General features: G+C 59.4%; 9 protein-coding genes and 1 riboswitch. Of the genes, 2 read left to right on the plus strand and 7 right to left on the minus strand.

The features are described from left to right. Positions 1 to 244 precede the first annotated feature (244 nt). A complete protein-coding gene (locus DFT_RS07810; RefSeq protein ID WP_054030659.1) occupies positions 245 to 4,132 on the minus strand; it encodes a hypothetical protein in 3,888 nt (1,295 codons plus the stop codon). A 786-nt stretch (positions 4,133 to 4,918) separates the two neighbouring features. Further along, complete coding sequence (locus tag DFT_RS07815) at positions 4,919 to 7,420, minus strand: helix-turn-helix domain-containing protein (protein WP_054030660.1); 2,502 nt, start codon at positions 7,418 to 7,420, stop codon at positions 4,919 to 4,921. Between the two features lie 183 nt (positions 7,421 to 7,603). On the opposite strand from DFT_RS07815, the gene DFT_RS07820 reads away from it, so the two are divergent. After that, positions 7,604 to 9,124: an AMP-binding protein gene (locus tag DFT_RS07820; RefSeq protein WP_054030661.1), complete on the plus strand. Its 1,521-nt coding sequence runs from the start codon at positions 7,604 to 7,606 to the stop codon at positions 9,122 to 9,124. Between the two features lie 191 nt (positions 9,125 to 9,315). Here the strand turns inward: DFT_RS07820 and DFT_RS07825 are convergent, their stop codons facing one another. Beyond that, positions 9,316 to 10,272: a SphA family protein gene (locus tag DFT_RS07825; protein ID WP_054030662.1), complete on the minus strand. Its 957-nt coding sequence runs from the start codon at positions 10,270 to 10,272 to the stop codon at positions 9,316 to 9,318. A 338-nt stretch (positions 10,273 to 10,610) separates the two neighbouring features. On the opposite strand from DFT_RS07825, the gene DFT_RS07830 reads away from it, so the two are divergent. Beyond that, entirely contained in the window at positions 10,611 to 11,924 is a 1,314-nt protein-coding gene (locus tag DFT_RS07830) for a mechanosensitive ion channel family protein (RefSeq protein ID WP_054030663.1), read from the plus strand. A gap of 105 nt (positions 11,925 to 12,029) precedes the next feature. Here DFT_RS07830 and DFT_RS07835 read toward each other — a convergent pair whose 3' ends face one another. The 4 genes from DFT_RS07835 to DFT_RS07850 form a co-directional block, all read right to left on the minus strand. Further along, the gene (locus DFT_RS07835) at positions 12,030 to 13,433 is read right to left on the minus strand and encodes a short-chain fatty acid transporter (protein WP_054030664.1); all 1,404 of its coding nucleotides are present in this window, start codon (positions 13,431 to 13,433) and stop codon (positions 12,030 to 12,032) included. A gap of 224 nt (positions 13,434 to 13,657) precedes the next feature. Continuing rightward, positions 13,658 to 15,619, minus strand: coding sequence for an acetoacetate--CoA ligase (locus DFT_RS07840; RefSeq protein WP_054030665.1), 1,962 nt, complete (start codon positions 15,617 to 15,619; stop codon positions 13,658 to 13,660). Between the two features lie 42 nt (positions 15,620 to 15,661). Next, positions 15,662 to 16,600: a beta-keto acid cleavage family enzyme gene (locus DFT_RS07845; RefSeq protein WP_054030666.1), complete on the minus strand. Its 939-nt coding sequence runs from the start codon at positions 16,598 to 16,600 to the stop codon at positions 15,662 to 15,664. An 81-nt stretch (positions 16,601 to 16,681) separates the two neighbouring features. After that, positions 16,682 to 17,239, minus strand: a complete 558-nt coding sequence (locus DFT_RS07850; RefSeq protein WP_054030667.1) for a helix-turn-helix domain-containing protein — start codon at positions 17,237 to 17,239, stop codon at positions 16,682 to 16,684. 699 nt (positions 17,240 to 17,938) lie between these two features. Continuing rightward, a riboswitch (cyclic di-GMP riboswitch) is annotated at positions 17,939 to 18,030 on the plus strand. Positions 18,031 to 18,053: the final 23 nt, after the last annotated feature.

Raw genomic sequence — 18,053 nt, forward strand, 5'->3', positions numbered from 1 at the left:
GGTGGGGCAGGTGGCCGATGCCACACGCCAAGCGGTCAAGAGCCAGTAACATGCACGGTGGGCGGCCCAGAAACTCGCTGCGCTCAAACAGTCTGGGCCACTTGTCCGCCGTTTGCATTTAACTGGCTCTATGACCGCAGGCTCACGTGGCCCTGGCCACCTGCCCCATCCGGGCCTGCCATCTCCGCTGCCATGCGAATATTGTTTATCAAACATCCTGCCTTTAAGGGTGAATCACATTCAGTTAGAACCGCTGCTCTGTCATCGTTTCACGGTTGACCAGGAGGCTTACCATGGTCCAATCCTCCGGCCCGCCGGGCATGCCGTTCGGGTTCAGCGGCAGGCCGGTGGCACCATCCCCCTCCAGGTCCAGCCGGCATCTGATGGTGATCCAGATTTCCCGTTGCGCCGTCTCCCATGCCAAGGGCCAATGGAGGGTGAATTGCCTGAGGGGCCGCCGTGGATCGATTTCCAGCACGATGTTGTCGGCATAGGTGAGCCGAGGCAGGGTGTCGGGGCCTTGGCCGCCCTGGTGCCACATTTCGATGTAGAGCCGGCTCCGGTCGGGCACGAAGTGGGGCAGGGCGACCCGAATGTGGGCGGTATGGATGAATCCTTCGAGCGGATTGGCGGCATGAAAGGTTCTCTCCCGGTAGGTGCACGGGTGCTGGAGGGTTTTCGTTTTGGTCAACCGCACGTCGATTTGCGGAGCGAACAGTGCACCGGCGAGTGACGCGCAGGCGGTTTCGGGTCGTTCGCACCATGCGCGAAAACGATCGCCGGTCTCCTTGCGATCCACGAGGAGCCGATGCCTGTTTTGGATCTGCTGGAACATGCCGCCCAGCCGCACCTTCTCTCCGGGCAGGCGCAGATAGAGTCGTCCGTCGCGCAGCTCGAGCCGGCCGCCGTCCTTGATGTGCCAATCCACGATGGTGCCCTGTGCATCGATCCAGAGAAACGATCCGTCGGGCTCTTTCCAGAATTCCATTACCTTGCAGGATCCCGGGTACTTCAACATGTTCCGGTTGCCGCCGACCGGAGGCCCCCAGTGCACGTTCCCGGGCCGGTGCCCGGCAAACCGGGACGTGGATGTTTCGATGCCTTCCGGCAGATCTTTAGCGTTTTTGGTAGCGTTTTTGGCAGCGTCTTTGGCGAAGGGACCATGGGCGAGCCACTCGGCCAGGGGTGAATCGTCATCGAATCGGTCCACGAGCGGGACCAGGCCTGCCAGAACCCTGGCCGGGCTGATCCATGAAACGGCGTCGCTGGAAATGTCTGTCAGAGGGGGCGAGGCGCTGCCTTGAGCGAAAAGCGCATGGCGCCAGGCTGCAAAGGACAGTACGCCCGAATCGGAGGACCAATGCCAGCCGGACTGACCAGGGGCGGCATCCGGATGTCGCAGGGAACAGGCGATCATTTCCCGGCCCGAGGGATAGGCGCTCCAGGCATCGGCGTCTGCTCCCAACAGGCATGGGAAAGCATCGCCGTCCTCGGAAGAGGGGTGCCGGAGGATAGGCCCGCCGGACGCGTCTCGGGCATCCGGTCTTCCGGCCGCACGCGCGGCCGTTCGCGCATGGATCAGAAAGGCATCCAGCACGGAAAGGTCGACCAGGGATCCAGCCTGATCCATCCAAACCCTGAATTGATCCTCGTCGTTCAATTGATCTCTTGTGGCCTGGATTGCACGGCAAACATTCCACGCTTCGAACATCGCGAGAATCGTCGCGACGGCATTCGGGTCCCAATGATGTTGATTCGTGGGATGGCGGAACCGGTCCAGCAGGCCGGGGTCGCGGCTGACCAGCAGGTCGATCCGGATCCCGGTTCGGTAAACGGCCTGGCGATGTTCGTCCCAATGGCCGTACGCGATGCGGCCGTGTCGCAAGTCGGCGATGGAGAGCGTGCCGACGGGGGTTCCCATAGGGTCCATCACCCTGAGCCCGGCAGATGCCTCCGGTTCGGGGAAGGTGATTACGCCTTTTTCGACACCTGGCAGGGGGTTTTTGACCAGGGTGCTGCGGCTGGAGAGCCGCCGTTCGATGCAGCACCCTTGCAGCAGCTCCTCGTCCGTTGTCCGATCGCCGTCGGCTTGTCGGTATCCGTCGCGATCCATGCCAACGTTGATCAAAACGGTCCAGGGGCGCATGAGATCCGCCATTTGATGCGGCTGCAGGGTGCCCTGCAGGGACCGCTCGATCAGCCTTCTTGCTTCATCGGGAGAGGGTGCTTGCCGGGCCGCATGTCGTACCGCGTCCCGGAGTTCAGAGGTTTCGGCGATCATACCCAGGCCGAACGCGGCATTGGCCAGCCGCACCAGACTCTGGCGCACGGCCGTGCTTTTTGTTGCCAGGGCGGCTTTGGCAAAGTGGGTGGCGAATGCGCTGACCGGATGCATGCCCGCCGTATCGGCGTTTTGAAATTGCTGGGGCTTGAAAATGGCCGCGTGAGGATCGGCGGGCGTGAGGTTGGGCGTCCAGCCGTCGGGGCCGGACGCAGGGAAAAGACGGCTGTGGAGAGGGTGGTTCTGAACCGGGTCGGCGATGGCGAAAAGGAGGGCCGCTCCGGGATCCTTGCAGGTGAGCCGGGCCGTGTCGGGCGTCCGGGTCTCCAGGCCGATGTCCAGGGTGTGGCTGTGATCGGCCAGGCGGGCGATGAGCTGTTCGACCACCGACCATCCGTCCAGGTAGCCGAAAGTCGATATTCCTCCGGGATCCTGCCGGCGGCAAGGGTTGGGGAGTAAAAAGTAGTCGTCGATCATCAACACCAGCAGATCCAGCGGGTCGCGGGTCCGGGCGGACAGATAGGCGACCAGGTCGGCTTTGGTACGCTCGATCACGGCACGAAGTTCGCGTCGTTTTTCCGCGCCCAGAGCCTCTTCGATGGCGGCCTTGTCCAGGCGGGCGGCCATGCGGTCGCGTTGCTGTCTGGCGTGTCGCCATTGTCGCCGATCGGCCTTGGGATGGAGACGGCGCCACTGCCGGTATCCGGGAAAAGGGGAGAAGAAGAACTGGGCGGCCGGCAGCGCACTGTCGAACCACCGGCCGGGATCATAGCGCCGTTGCTGGACGCACACCTTTGGAGCGAGGACCAGGGATTTGAGCAGCGCCTCCATGGCGCGCCATGCCTGCTGGTACTGGCCGGCCAGTCGCCGGGCCACGAGCAGGGGATCGGGCAGGTAGACGGCGGCGATGCGATGGCCGCGGTAGCGCCTCAACGGGTCGGTGCCGTTGATCGGGCGGCATGGCGCGTCGGCGATGTCGCGCAGGCGGCCGTCGGGCGTATCGAAGCGGCCGGGGTAACCCGAGAGGTCCAGCACGGTGAAGCGGCGGTCCCGACGCCGGACATCCACGGGGATTTGCCGCGCCCGGGCGATCATTTGGGGGGTGAAACGCGGGTCGTCTTCGGCCGGACCGCCCATGGCGCAAACGGTGTGCCACGACCACTGGACTTCTGATAAGGCGAGGGCGACGCGTTGCGGCTCGCCGTCGATCGTGCGGGGCACGATGATGCTTGAGACGGCGCGGCCGGTGGGCTCGCGTGCGTCGCTGCCGGCCTGGGTCGGCAGGGCCAGGTTGACATCACGGAAGGTTTGGTCGCCTGAGGCATAAAGCTCCCGCCACAGGTGGCCGTTCACGTAGACGTAAAGCCAGCCGTTGCGCAGCGGCTCGGCGCTGTGCGCAGATTGCCAGGGATCGGCGCAGGCCAGGGGGACCAGCGGGATCAGCACCGTCGGCCATGAAACGGCTTGGGACGGCAGGTCCACCGGTCTGGCCGCCCGTTGCAGGGGGATCGGGCAGGCGGCATCCGCGGTGTCACAGCAGCCCGGATCGAGATAGACATGGCGCCGTGTCCGGGTAATGCCGGCGATGACCACCTCGCTGCGGTGCTTGTCCTGCCCCTCGTTGATCAGGGTTCGGCAGCGTGGGGGATCGATGGTGTGCAGGGGGTTGTGTCTGACGGCGGCACTGGTGATGCGCTCGCCGCAAAAGCTTTCGAGGCCGGTGCCGGCGATTTCGACCACCAGTTTGAAACCGCGGGCGGATGGTTTGGACAGGCGAACGGGATGGGATTCGGACGATTTGTGCTGCCGACGCGGCGGCTCCAGCCGGTCAAGAATGGCGTTGTCGATCATCTGTGCGCTTTCCTGCCGGCCCTGCCGCGGGTGCAAATGGCGCCGGCCCTTATAGGGCCATGCCGGCAAAGGGAACCTGTGGGAAGATCCCCATGGATTGAAGTCGGTTTATGACATTTTGTTCAACGGTCGAAGAATGGGCCGTTTCGTCATGCGTTCCGGAGTTGGCAGGAAACAATCTGACCGGAAGTTTTGCCGGAAATTTCGCCGGAAGTTTCGCCGGAAGTTTCGATAGATGGAAAATGGGTCACCCCGGACGGAAGGTTCGTATCAATTCATTTTCAGAGAATCAACTCAAATTTGACGGTGCCAGTGATTCTAACTGAATGCCATTCATTGGATCCGGCCCGGGTGGAACAGGCGGCCGATGCCACACGCCAAGCGGTCAAGAGCCAGTAAATTGCACGACGGGCGACCCAGAAACTCGCTGCGCTCAAACAGTCTGGGCCGCTTGTCCGCCGTTTGCATTCAACTGGCTCTAAGACCGCAGGCTCACGTGGCCCGGCCACCTGCCCCACCCGGGCCTGCCATAACCGTTGCAATGAGAGTTTTTATTTCAAACAATGCCTGGAAAGCAGGCCTTTCAGGGTCAATCACATTCAGTTCGTACTGGTGTGACGATGCCTGTTTACGAATCCTTCCATTCTTAATGGATTCGCAAACCGTCTTCGCCAGACGGCGCCGTAAAAAGTTCAAGATCAAGGCGCGCGAAATTCCGTGTCCTGAGGCGTACGGGTCGTACGCCGCAAGGACCACGGAATAAGCGCAACGCAGATATTGGGCTTTTTACGGTGTCGTCAATTTTTGTTCTACATGCTGGCGGTGCGCGAGCACCAGTTTGATTTCTCCATAGGAGTAGTCGTCCCCCAGGCCGGTCTTCAATGCGTTGAGCGGTGCGTCGGGCATGTCGGCAATCATGTGTTGGATGGCCTGCTGTTTTTCTTTCGGCACGAGGCGGCCGATGTCCAGTTCACCCCTGGATACGAACCAGGCCAGATGGCCTTCGATCGTGGTGACGGCCAGTCCCCGCTGGGCCGCGATCTCGGGAATGGTCAGTCCTCGGTCGAATAATTCGAAAGAGATCTTCTGGGTTTCGTTTTTCTTTTTTTTCTTCTTTTTCTTCTTATCCGGAGTCACTTGGGACTCGTGGGACGGTGCGGAGGTGGATATGTCGGGCAGCACCACTTCCTGGATGCCGTGCCGGCGGCGGTAGTCGGCCACGATGGCGGTCAGGTCCTGGCCATATTTCGATGCCAGGCGTGTGCCGATGCCCTTGATCTGTTTCAGACCGGCGGGGGTGTCGGGCAGGTGGATCGCGATCTGCACCAGGGTCTTCTGGTGCATCACCTGGTAGAGAGGAACGCCCGCCTCTTCCGCCTGCTGCTTGCGCCATTGCCGGAGCGCTTCGAAGAGTTCGGGATGACCGACATCCGCTTGGCTGTAGGTGATGGTTTCGGTTTTCGTCCGGGGCGCATTTTCTTCCACGGCGGCAGCCGAAAGCGACCGCAGGTAACGGTCCGGGGCAAACCCTTCGCGGCAGGACATCACACCGGCCAGCTTTTGGACGGATTCGGTGCGCAGCAGCTTCAAGGCGTCGTTGATTTTCTTGCGGACCTCCTTGTTGTCGCTCTCCACCGCGATAGTGTCGAGAAAAGGGCAGAGAATCTCTCTGAATTTCTCTTCAAAATAGGCGGCGGCCTTTGTCAGCCGCTCCCTTATTACGGGATCCTCTTTGGGCTGTGTTTCACCGGTGAACATCCCCTGCAACTGGCGGCGGAATTTTTTGCCCACCCCGCCGATATGAACGGCGGTCTGACGGTGAACCTCGCCGATGTCGGTACTGCTGGAGACCTGGATCAGCTTGGCGTTGCCGCGCAACAGTGTCGCCAGACGGCCGAGCAGGCGACCCAGGTCATCGAAATCGAAGCATGCCAACAGGAGTTGCTGCTGGTAGCGCCGCTTGGCAGCCGCCAGGGTTTCGGGGCTGGGATGGTTGTCGGCTGCCTGGCGGATAAAGGATTGGACGGCCGGGTCGGTTCTGACAGCCGAGGATGTCAGCGGCGAACTCAAGACCATACCTTCAAATGTCCGGCAGCGGCTCAGGGCCACATAGACCTGACCGTGGGCAAAGGCGGCCTGGGCGTCGATGACGGCCCGGTCGAAGGTCAACCCCTGGCTCTTGTGGATGGTGATGGCCCAGGCGGGTTTCAGGGGATACTGACTGAAGGTGCCGACGACCTTTTGCGAGATGTCACCGCTTTTCGGGTCCACGGTATATTCGATATTTTCCCAGGTGCTCTTCTCCACCCAGACGGTGCTCGCGTTGCCGGGGCACCGGACTTCGACGGCGTCTCCCGAAATCCCGACGATTTCGCCGATCTTACCGTTGAAATAGCTCTTTTCGCCGCTCATGTCGTTGCGCACGAACATCACCTGGGCCCCGATTTTCAATTCCAGAAACGCGGCGGTGGGATAGGCCTGCTCGGGAAATTCCCCGGAGACCTCTGCCCCGAAGCGGCGGCTTCGGCCCGGCAGGGCGTTCATTCGTTCCTCGTTGATCGCGTCGGCACCGCGGTTGTGCGTACACAACACGATACACCCTTCGCCGTGGCGGGGCGAATAATGAGGGATGCAGCGGGCATTGAGCTGTTCTATGGTTCTGGGATCGAGCCGGTTGTCGCGCACCCGGTTGAGCAGTTCGATAAAGGTCGGGTCCGTTTGGCGGTAGATGTGCTTGAGCTCGATGGGGACCAGTTCGGTGCGCCCGAGGGCCGCGCAGCTGAAAAAATAGGGCGACTCATAGTGCGCTTTGAGTATCTGCCATTCCGCCGACTTGGCCACCGGCGAGAGCTGCTGCAGGTCGCCGATCATCAGCAACTGCACACCGCCGAAGGGCAGGTCCGAACGGCGGTAACGCCTGAGCACGCTGTCCACCGCATCGAGCAGGTCGGCCCGAACCATGCTGATTTCATCGATGACCAGCAGGTCGAGGTTCTGGATGATGTTCCTTTTCTCCCGCCTGATTCTATGACTCCCGGTATGCGGTTCGCTGCCGGGTATAAACGGACCGAACGGCAGCTGGAAAAAGGAGTGCAGGGTGACCCCGCCGGCGTTGATGGCCGCCACACCGGTCGGCGCGGTCACCACCATTCGTTTGTGGCACTTTTTCTTGATGGTATGCAGAAAAGTGGTTTTGCCGGTGCCTGCTTTCCCGGTGAGGAAGATGTGGCAGTTGGTCTCCTGGACAAACGCTTCGGCCAACTGGAGTTCAGGATTGGAAAAGCTCATGGGTGTTTCCGCTGAATATCCATTATCATTTGTTGCCATGAATGGGCGTGCATGAGAAGCTTGCGTTGTGGCCCGAAACTATGTCAAAAGTGGGGCCTTATGTCAATATTGACGCCATTCCAATAAGTTGCATGGGCGTTGAATCGTTGCGTGTATTTCCGTTCAGTGAAAAGGAGGTTGGCCATGGGTCTCAGGGATTTTACCATTTACGATGTGATCTGCCGCAACGCGATGCTGTATCCCGGCGCGGATGCCGTGGTTTTTGGCGAACGACGGATGAACCATGCGCAATACAAGCACGCCTGCGACCGTTGCGCGGCCGGTTTGACCCGGGCCGGCGTCGGTCTCGGCGACCGGATAGCGGTGGTGGCCCATAATTCGGATCGGTTCCTGGTGCTTTATGGTGCCGCAGCCAAGATCGGCGCCATTATCGTGCCGGTCAACTGGCGTTTCCAGCAGGATGAAATTCGATATGTGCTTGCAGATTGCAGCCCCAAGGTGGTCTTCGCCGGCAGCGAATACCACGCGAACGTGACCCTTGCGGCGGGTCAGGTCGATTCGATCCAGGCCTTTTACAACATGAGCGGCGATGGAGAGGCCGATGGGTTCAAGGCATTCGACACCCTACTGAGCGACGAAGGCGCGGACAGGCATTTCGACGTCGATGGAGACACCGGTTTCGTGGTCATCCACACCGCCGCGGTGGGAGGATTTCCGCGCGGCGCGCTTCTAAGCCAGGCCAACATCATCGCCGGGAATCTGATGGCAATGACCCGCAGCGACCAGGGGGAAGAAGAGTGCCATTTGTGCCTGCTCCCGCTTTTTCATATCGCGGCCCTCTCTCGAACCATGGCCGTCATGCACCAGGGCGGCAAGAACGTGATCACCGCCCGGTTCGATGCGGCCGCGTCCCTGGAACTGATCGCCCAGGAGCGGGTGACCACGTTCGGATCGTTTGCGCCCATAGTTAAAATGCTGCTCGACGCGCACGCCCTCAAGCCCGCCGACCTGTCGAGCCTGCGAAGCATCGGCGGTTTGGAGGATCCCCAAAGCGTGGCCGCATTTTTGAAAATCGCCCCCAATGCGGCCTTTTACAGCGGTTTTGCCCAGACCGAGGCCATGGGCGTGACGGGCAGCAATGCCGCCGAGAAGCCGGGCAGCGCCGGCCGGCCCTCGATGCTCTCCCGGGTCCTGCTGGTCGACGATGAGGACCGGCCGGTGCCGGTCGGACAGGCCGGCGAGATCTGCGTGCGCTCGCCGGCCGTGTTTCTCGGCTATTGGGGGCTGGCGGAAGAGACGGCCCAGACTTTCCGCAACGGGTGGCACCACACCGGAGACCTGGGGCGTTTCGACGAGGACGGGTATCTCTGGTATGTGGGCCGCAAAGCCCAGAAGGAGCTGATCAAGCCGGGCGGCGAAAATGTCTACCCGGCCGAGGTGGAACGCGCGATCCTCAGCCATGGCGCGGTCGGCGAGGTGTGCGTGATCGGCGTGCCCGATGCCCAGTGGCGGGAAGCCATCAAGGCGGTGTGCGTTCTCAAACCGGGCGCCGAATTGACGGCCCAGGCCCTGATCGACCACGTGGCCGCGAGCATCGCCCGGTACAAAAAGCCCAAGCACGTGGTCTTCGTGGCGGCACTGCCCAAAACCAAGGACGGCGCCGTCGATCGCGCCGCGGTCAAGGCGCAGTATGGCGGGCAATAGAAGTGGTTTCAAGGCGTCGATGCCTTAAAACCAATTTGGAGATAGGGTCGAAGAAAGTACCAGGGCGGGCATAAAGCCCGCCCCTACGAGATCTTTGTCATACAAGCAGTTGCTTATAGCCGGGTGTTGCAGGGGCGGGGTTTATCCCCGTCCGTATGGAAATCTGGATGCTCTAAGTTAACGGCATTGGACTAAAAGTGGTAGACGAAGCGGAGGTTGTAGCGCTCGCCTTCCGGTCGGTTTTCGGCCTTGCTTTCGAAATAGGCGTTGAAGAACAGGTGGGCGTCCTTGCTGATGTGCCACAACAGGCCGGGACCGATGGCCAGTACCTTCTCCCGGGTATCGTCCACGCTGTCGCCGTCCACCTTGAGGTCGGTGATCTGCTTGAGGAAGTAGCCGTTGAGCCCCACGCGCAGCATGGGCAGGACCTGATAGGCCGTGGCGAAATTGAGATGCACGGCCTGTCCGGCCTGGGTGTCGTCGGCAGCCCCATAGGCACGGTTGGGGTCGTCGTTCTTGGCGTTCCAGAGATAGTGGATGCGGGTGGAGACGGTCCACTGGGGCGTAATGAACAGGGTGCCGGCCCAGTAGGGGTTGAAGGAGAAGAAATTGCTGCCCGGGTTCAGTTCCTTGTCGTCGTCGTATTTTCCGGTTGGCAGGATGCACTGCAGTTCGATGCGGTGCATGAAGCGCGGGCCGTTGGCGCCCATGATCGGGCCCCACTGCAGAAAGGGGCCGACGAGCAGGTCCCCCAGACCGTCGCCGTTGTCTTCGGGAAATGGCCCGGCGACATCATATGACGCATCGAGAAACACATACGGGACGATGACATCCAGGCCCCACTTGCCGCCGGCCAGGATGGTCTGATCCGATTGATAGATGAATTGTGTCAGGCTGATCCAGGCGTCGAGGTCCTCACCGGCACCGCCGCCAAAAAGATTGCCGCCGTTATCGTTGGTGAATTCGTCGGCGGTCCAGTATTGCAGGTACTGGGTGAAATACAGCCCCGGGCCGGCCGGCGGACCGCCGTCCATGAAGCTGGTGAAGCCCAGGTTCACCGAGGGTAGATCATAGGCCTGCCCCGACATCGGCATCAACAGGCAGGCCAGCGCCAACCCTGCACCTATCCATGAACGTAACCGTTTCATCGTCTCCTCCTGGTTTGTGGGGTTCTGATCCGTAAGGGTGGTCGCCCTCTAAAATCCTATCTCGGGGCGTAAGTCAAGCGCTCAAATCGAACGCCCCTGCCAAACGATGTTTGCATGCCTTCAAGATATGGCTTGCTGTCCGATCATTGCGTGAGCCGCACCCCCTTGTCCTGGGGGGATGGTTCGCCGTCAGCCCTTCTGGTGGGATGAGGGAGTTAAAAGGGCCACGGAAAATCTTGACCGATGCGGTCCCGGGTCGATATACCCAACCGTACGCCTTGCTTTGCAGACATTCCGGGTTCATCCATTGATACGAATGGATCATATGAGGTAGACGATTGGATATCGAAAAATATCTGCAACTCGATTATTGGAAAGCATCGGCCACCGCGTTGCAGCAGTGGTTCCTGCGCGACGTATGGGTGGTCGAAACGTTGTTGGAACTCGTCGTCATTCTTCTCTGTATCGCCCTCGGAGGGCTGGTCGCCCGACCGTTCAAGCCCCGTTTGGCTCGGTTGGTCGAGCAGCGCAACTGGCTAACGTCGACCATCGGGCGTTTTCTCGCCGCCTTGCAACAGGTGCTTGCGTTCGCCCTCTCCGTGATGCTGCTGGCCCTGGCCATGGTCATTTTCCAGCGGTTCGAATTGAGCAGCCGGATCGTCAACACCGCCATGAGCCTTCTTTCGGCCTGGGTCATCATCCGCCTGGTGACCTCCATATTGCGCGAGCCTGCATGGCGGCGCTATATCGCGCTGTTTACCTGGACCCTCGCGGCCCTGCATATTCTCGATCTGCTGCATGCATTTCTCGGGTTGCTCGACAGTCTGGCGGTCACCCTGGGTGGCGTGCGCATTTCGATCCTGTTGATCATCAAGGCGGTCATTTTCCTCACCATCCTGTTGCGCTTGTCGCTGGGGGCCTCCAGCTTGCTGGAAAAGCGCATCCGGAACATGGAAGGATTGACCCCTTCGATCCAGGTGCTGTTGTCCAAGGCCCTGAAAATTACCCTTCTGGCCGTCGCGGTGATCGTCACCCTGAGCAGCCTGGGCATCAATCTTTCGGCCTTCGCCTTTTTCGGCGGCGCTATTGGCGTGGGGGTCGGCTTCGGATTGCAGAAAGTGGTCTCCAATCTCGTGAGCGGCGTCATTCTGCTCCTGGACCGCTCGATCAAGCCCGGCGACGTCATCGAGGTCGGCTCGACCTATGGCCGCATCGAGTCGCTGGGAGCGCGCTACGTTTCGGTGGCGACCCGTGACAATACCGAATACCTGATCCCCAACGAAGATCTGATCACGACCCAGGTGATCAACTGGTCCTTTTCCGACAAGCTGGTGCGTCTCAAGGTGGAGGTGGGGGTTTCCTACAATTCCGATATTCACCAGGTGATGCGTCTCATGGTGGCGGCGGCTGCCGGCATCCCCAGGGTGCTCTCGAATCCCAAGCCGCTGTGCCAGTTGAAGAATTTCGGCGATAGCAGCATCGATATGGAGCTGCGGCTATGGATCAGCGATCCGGAAAACGGCGTTTCCAATGTCAGCAGCGACGTGCGCATCGCCGTCTGGGATGCGTTCAAGGCCAATGGCATCGAAATTCCGTTTCCCCAGCGCGATCTTCACATCAAGTCGGGATTTCGGGAACCGCCGAAAGCTTGATGCGTTCACCGCCGCTCCGATCCACCGAATGGACCCCAAAGAATTGAAGCATAAAGAACAAACGGGAGGCAGCGATGTGCCTCCCGTTTGTTTGTTTCGGCGAGATTACACGGGCAGGAAGGTGACGCCCAGGCCGAAGATGACGAACGACCAGAGCATGGCCACGAAAGTGTACCCCATGATGTCGCGGGCCTGGAGCGTGCATCCGGCCGCCACCACCGGGAAGAAGGTCAGGGTCCAGAACGGCTGGATCATGTTGGTCCAGCTGTCGCCGTAGCCGACGGCCATGGACGCCTTGGCGATCAAGGCCTGGGTGGCATCGGTGGCCAGGCCGGCATTGGCGGCCACAGCCTTGGCCGCTTCGACGATGGGCTGCCCCACCACGGCCCATTCGCCGCCTCCCGAAGGTACGAAGATATTGATAAAACCGCCGGTGATGAAGGCCACGAAAGGAAAGCTGCCCGGCGAGGTGGCCGCCGCCAGGGAGGTGGCTACCGCTTGCCCCAGACCGGTGTGCATCATGATGCCCATGATGCCGGCGTAAAAGGGAAACTGCAGGATGATGCCGGAAACGTTGGAACAGGCCCGTTTCATGGCCACCACGTATCGTATGGGGGTTTTGTGGGCCAGCATGCCCAGGATGATGAACAGGAAATTCATGATGTTGAGGTTGATGTCAAAGCCCTTGGAAGCGAAGTGGTCGACGATGATGTAAAGTCCCATCAGCACCACCAGCATGTTGATGATCAATGACGAGTTGAGCATGTCGCTGAGGCATTTGTCCGGCAAGGAGAGGCTTGCGGCCTCCTCTTCGACGGTCATCTGTTTTACGGGAGCATCGCCCGAGCGCATATCGTCGAAGGACTGCACCTTGTCATCCGATGGGCGCATCATGACGAAAAGGATGGGCAGCGTGACGAGCAGGGCCAGGTTGATCACGATGTTCATCGGGCAGGTCAGGGTCAGGGTCGTGGGTATGATCTCTGAGAGAACACCGGCCTTGATCAGGAAGTTCTCAGGCGTATTGATGGTCAGCGGAATCGAACCGGAAAGCCCGCCGTGCCAGGGCAAAAAGGAGGCATACACCGCGGCGGCCGTCAGACGGTAGTCCACTCCCTTGACCCGGGTGCCCAGTTCACGGGCCAGCACGGCGGTCAATACGATCCATCCCCAGGAGATGAGGGAAAAGATCTGACCGACGAAAATGACGGTGGCATACACTGCGATCGGCGTATTGATCCGGGCGGCCAGCCAGTCGATGAACCGGGTGGCGACAGGGCTGATGGCAATGGCGTAGCCGGTGACCAGGATCAGCACCATCTGCATGGCGAATGCCAGCAGGCTCCAGAATCCCTTGTACCAGGCCTGGGCGATCTTGACCGGTCCCACATCCATGGCGAACAATGCCCAGACCGCCGCGATGAGGGTGAGGATCAAGGCAAAGATGAAGGAGTCCGGCAACCATCGTCTGAACCGCTCAGCAAAAAAACTTCCAATCTGTCCTAGCATGTCTCCTCCTTTGGTTTGTGCAGGTCCGACAACCCTATTTGAACGCCAAGCCTATTTGAACGTCAAGATAGATCGCCGTGGATCGGCACCGTGTTAAAGTTATGCTGCGATCCCGCATATGGTTTCCCCGCTGGTACGCTCTTTCCCGGCGCCATGCAGACAAGGACGGTTCCACACGGATTGATCGCCGGCGCAGTGACTGTGGCCCGCAGGGCAAGGCGGCGCTAATGGTTCAACTCTTCCCGGTCTTCGTACTGTTTCAGACAATTGGGATTGGCCAACGCATCTTTGTTGGTTACCGGATCTCCATGGATGACGTTGCGTACGGCCAATTCAACCTTTTTCATGTTGATGGTGTAGGGGATTTCCTGCACCTGGATCACCTTGGCCGGCACATGCCTCGGACTGCAGGCTTCGCGGATGGTCTGCTTGATCTTCTTGGTCAGGTTGTCGTCCAAGGTCGCGCCCTTGGCCAGGGTGACGAAAAGGACCACCCGCACGTCGTCCTGCCATTTCTGCCCGACCACCACGCTGTCGGCCACTTCCGGCACATTTTCCAGGGCGGTGTAGATATCGGCCGTGCCGATGCGCACCCCGCCGGGGTTGAGCGTGGCGTCGCTGCGGCCGTAGATCGTGATGCCGCGGGTGCGGCTGTTGACGCTGATGAAGTCGCCGTGGGTCCAGACGCCCGGAAACTTGGTGAAGTAGGCATTGCGGTAGCGTTCGCCGTCCGGGTCGTTCCAGAAGTAAACCGGCATGCTGGGAAAGGCTTTGGCGCACACCAGTTCGCCGGTTTGATCGTAGACCGGCTGCCCGGCGTCGCTGTAGGCATGAACGTCGAGGCCCAGGGCTGGTCCCTGCAGTTCACCTGCATGAACCGGCAGCATGGGATTGCCCAGGGCAAAACATCCGTTCAGGTCGGTGCCGCCGCTGATCGAGGCCAACTGCATGTCGGCTTTGATGGCCCGGTAGGCATATTCAAAACCTGAAACGGACAGGGGCGAGCCGGTGGAGCAGATCATGCGCAGCTTCTCCAGGTTGTACTGTTTGCCGGGTTCGAAGCCGGCTTCGTCCAGGGCGGTGATGTAGCGGGCGCTGGTGCCGAAGATGGTCATGCCCACCTGCTCGGCCAGTTTCCACAGCACTTCCGGCCCGGGATGAAAGGGCGACCCGTCGTAAAGGACCAGTGTCGCGCCGCCGGCCAGGCCGCAGGTCAGCCAGTTCCACATCATCCAGCCACAGGTGGTGAAGTAGAACAGCACGTCGTCGCGCCTAAGGTCGCAGTGCAGCAGGTGCTCCTTGAGCTGGTTGAGCAGGATGCCGCCGTGGCTCTGGACCATGCACTTGGGCTTGCCGGTCGTCCCGGAGCTGTACATGATGTAGAGAGGATGTTCGGCCGGTACCTGCACGAAATCGACTGGTTTCGGCGCAAAGGGAGCCAGAAATGCTTCCCATGAAACCGCGTTGGGCACGGTCGAAAGGTCCGGTGCGTTGCGCGTGTAGCCGACCACCACCACCTTTTCCACCTTGGGCAGTTGCTTGAGGATGCCGCCCACCCGCTCCAGGCTGTCGAAGGCTTTGCCGTTGTAGAAGTAACCGTCGGCGGTGACGAGCACCTTGGGCTCGATCTGACCGAAACGGTCCAGCACACCCTTGATACCGAAATCCGGGGAAGAGGAGGACCAGATGGCCCCCAGGCTCGCCGCGGCCAGCATGGCGACGATCGTCTGGGGCATGTTGGGCATGAATCCGGCCACCCGATCGCCCCGGGTGACGCCCGCCGCGGCCAGGGCCTGGGCCATGCGGCTGACCTCTTCATAGAGGCCCTTGTAGGTGAGCGTTTTCAAGGGCTGCCCTTCACCCTGGAAGATCAGGGCAGTACGATCGTCACGGTAGCGCAGCAGGTTTTCGGCGAAGTTGAGCTCTGCGCCGATAAACCATTTGGCGCCGGGCATGCGGAGCGGATCGTCGACCACCGTATGGTAAGGTTTGCTGGCGATGATGCCGGCGAATTTCCAGAAGAGTTCCCAGAACTGGGGAATATGATCCACCGACCATTGCCAGAGCTGGTGGTAGTCTGAAAGGGACAGGTTGTAACGCTGGTTGGCCTCGTTCATGAAACGCACCATGTTCGAATTGCGGGTAAAAACTTCAGAGGGTCGCCACAGGGGTTTTGGATTTTGCATGCTGCCTCCCTTTCAAATATGGGTAGTCCCGATTTCGGGGAATCAGAATCCGACGTGCTGCAGACCTTTGAGCCCTAAAATTTTTCGTGCTTCGGCCGGGGTGGCGGTTTCCACGCCCAGTTCACCGGCGATCCGCTTGAGTTTGGCCACCTGCTCTCCGCTGCTTTTGGCCAGAACTCCCCTGGACAGGTAGAGATTGTCTTCCAGACCCACCCGGGCGTGGCCGCCCATGAGCAGGGCGTGGGTGGTCATGGCGAATTGGGCGCGGCCGGCCGCGCAGACCGACCATTGGAAATCCCCGATCTGCTGGCGTGCGGTCTGCACCAGGAACACCAGATTCTCCACAGTGGCCGGTATGCCGCCGAGGATGCCGAGCACGAACTGCAGGTAGACCGGTTTCTGAACGTGGCCCGCCTCGATCAAATAGGCCAGGTTGTTGATCATGCCCACGTCATAAATCTCGAACTCCGGTTTGGTGCCGTTGCGTCCCATCAGTTCAGCGAACTGGCGGATCGTGAGAAAGGTGTTGGGAAAGATGAAGTCTTCGGTGCCGCCGAGGTATGGCTTTTCCCACTCGTACTTCCATTGTCCTTCGAATTTGGGGACCACATGGAACAGGGCGAAGTTCATGGAACCGGCATTGAGACTGGCCAGTTCCGGTTTCAGGGTGGAAACGACCCTGCCCCGATTTTCGACCGAGTCGCCGAGGCTGCCGCCGGTGGTGAAACACAGGATGATGTCGCAACGGCGTTTGACCTCCGCGGCCACCTCCCGGAAGATTTCCTGATCCGCTACGGGTTGACCGTTTTCCGGTTTGCGCACATGCAGGTGGGCTACCGCGCCGCCGGCCTCGTAAACGCTCATGATGTCTTCGACGAGTTGAGTCGGCGTGAGTGGCAGATAGGGTGACATGCACGGGGTATGGATCGCGCCGGAGACGGCTGCGGTTATGATGGCTTTTTGGGGCGTTTGGTTTTCCATCGGTCTGACTTCTCCTTTGCCTGTGGTCATTGCCTCAAGGTTGTCGGTAAATATGAGATTTTCATTCTGTTTAGGGTATCGTCATGGCGTATAGATCACCATGACGCATTTGACCTCCTGATCTCCGTCGGCGACCCCGCGATGGGGGATGCCTGAATCGAAATAGACGCAATCTCCGGGATTCAGGATGTAAACTTCTTCTCCATGGAAAAAACGCATGCGACCCTCGAATACCAGCATCATCTCCTCGCCTTCATGTTGAAAAAACTTGTTGCTTTTGGATCCCCCAGGAAGGGTCAAAATGGAGGGCATCATTTTCTTGTTCGGATACTTATGGGCCAACGTCTCATACGAGTATCCGAAATCGTCCCCGCTGCGGGCCATCAGGTGCCGCTCTTCCTTGGTAACGACCGCACATCGGGCGGTGGTCACATCTTCTCCGAAGATTTGGGGAAGGGTGACGCCAAGTGCCTTGGCAATGACGATCAAGGTTGAAACGGGAGGTGATTTTTTCGAGTTTTCGACTTTGGATAGATATCCTTTGGTGTAACCGGTGCGTTTCGCCAGAGCCTCCAGGGTGAGACTCCGGGCGACCCGAAGGGATTTGATGTTCTTTCCGATGTCGGCTTCTTCAAACATACAGGCCTGTTCCGCCAGGTCCCGGAGCGCTGATCGCCAAAAGAGAACAGACATCTCAGCGCAGGGTTTCCAAATATGAAAAATTTGAGCTGTAAAATCTGAAAATGAAATATATAATTGAATTTTATATAAAAAAACGATATGAAAAAGTTTCCCTTCAGAAAACCTACGGCGCTTGCCGATTTCTGTCAAGTTGATTTTCCATCAATCCAAAAAAATATGAGCGCCATCTATTATATCGCACCATTCACCGATCCGGTCACAGGCCAAGGCGGCCGTTTCCTTTCCAATTGGCATATTCTCAACCTATTGGTTTGAAATAAAAATGAACTGAATAAGGACGAAAAACCACCATGCGCCGCAGGCCTTCATCATGGCAGATGGGATGGCATGCCCTGCCCCTGGTGTGTGCGATTTTGTGTACGGATTTGGATAGGTGTCATGAAAAATAGACATCTGCTACCTTCCAGCTGCTCTTTACCGCCACTGCCAAAGGTTGAAAGCAGCACATTGATCCCAATCTGCTGAAAAGTGGATAAGTGCCCGCAGTTTTGCTTCTTTTCTGCGCCCGGGCTAATTCTACTCAAGAGGGTTCTGATAGACTGGCATCGAAATTGCTTCATGGCCAGCCGAAGATGATTTTTAGTACTTTTTAGGCGAACCCCAATCAGAAGACATTATCAGACATTATTGCTTGCACTGAGAAAAAGGCAAACCACTTGAAAGGGTGGGACGCAAAGCCACTGGCCTAAGTCCTTCAAGCCGAAGGATATGGAAGCAGGGTTGCCGGGCAGAGGCGCGACATTTCACGATG

Source organism: Desulfatitalea tepidiphila (assembly GCF_001293685.1).
Taxonomy (GTDB): Bacteria; Desulfobacterota; Desulfobacteria; order Desulfobacterales; family Desulfosarcinaceae; genus Desulfatitalea; species Desulfatitalea tepidiphila.

Coding starts and splice junctions, on each gene's coding strand:
- DFT_RS07850 (WP_054030667.1), bottom strand. CDS start 17,239: ATGTTTGAAGAAGCCGACATCGGAAAGAACATCAAATCCCTTCGGGTC.
- DFT_RS07825 (WP_054030662.1), bottom strand. CDS start 10,272: ATGAAACGGTTACGTTCATGGATAGGTGCAGGGTTGGCGCTGGCCTGC.
- DFT_RS07840 (WP_054030665.1), bottom strand. CDS start 15,619: ATGCAAAATCCAAAACCCCTGTGGCGACCCTCTGAAGTTTTTACCCGC.
- DFT_RS07820 (WP_054030661.1), top strand. CDS start 7,604: ATGGGTCTCAGGGATTTTACCATTTACGATGTGATCTGCCGCAACGCG.
- DFT_RS07810 (WP_054030659.1), bottom strand. CDS start 4,132: ATGATCGACAACGCCATTCTTGACCGGCTGGAGCCGCCGCGTCGGCAG.
- DFT_RS07845 (WP_054030666.1), bottom strand. CDS start 16,600: ATGGAAAACCAAACGCCCCAAAAAGCCATCATAACCGCAGCCGTCTCC.
- DFT_RS07815 (WP_054030660.1), bottom strand. CDS start 7,420: ATGAGCTTTTCCAATCCTGAACTCCAGTTGGCCGAAGCGTTTGTCCAG.
- DFT_RS07835 (WP_054030664.1), bottom strand. CDS start 13,433: ATGCTAGGACAGATTGGAAGTTTTTTTGCTGAGCGGTTCAGACGATGG.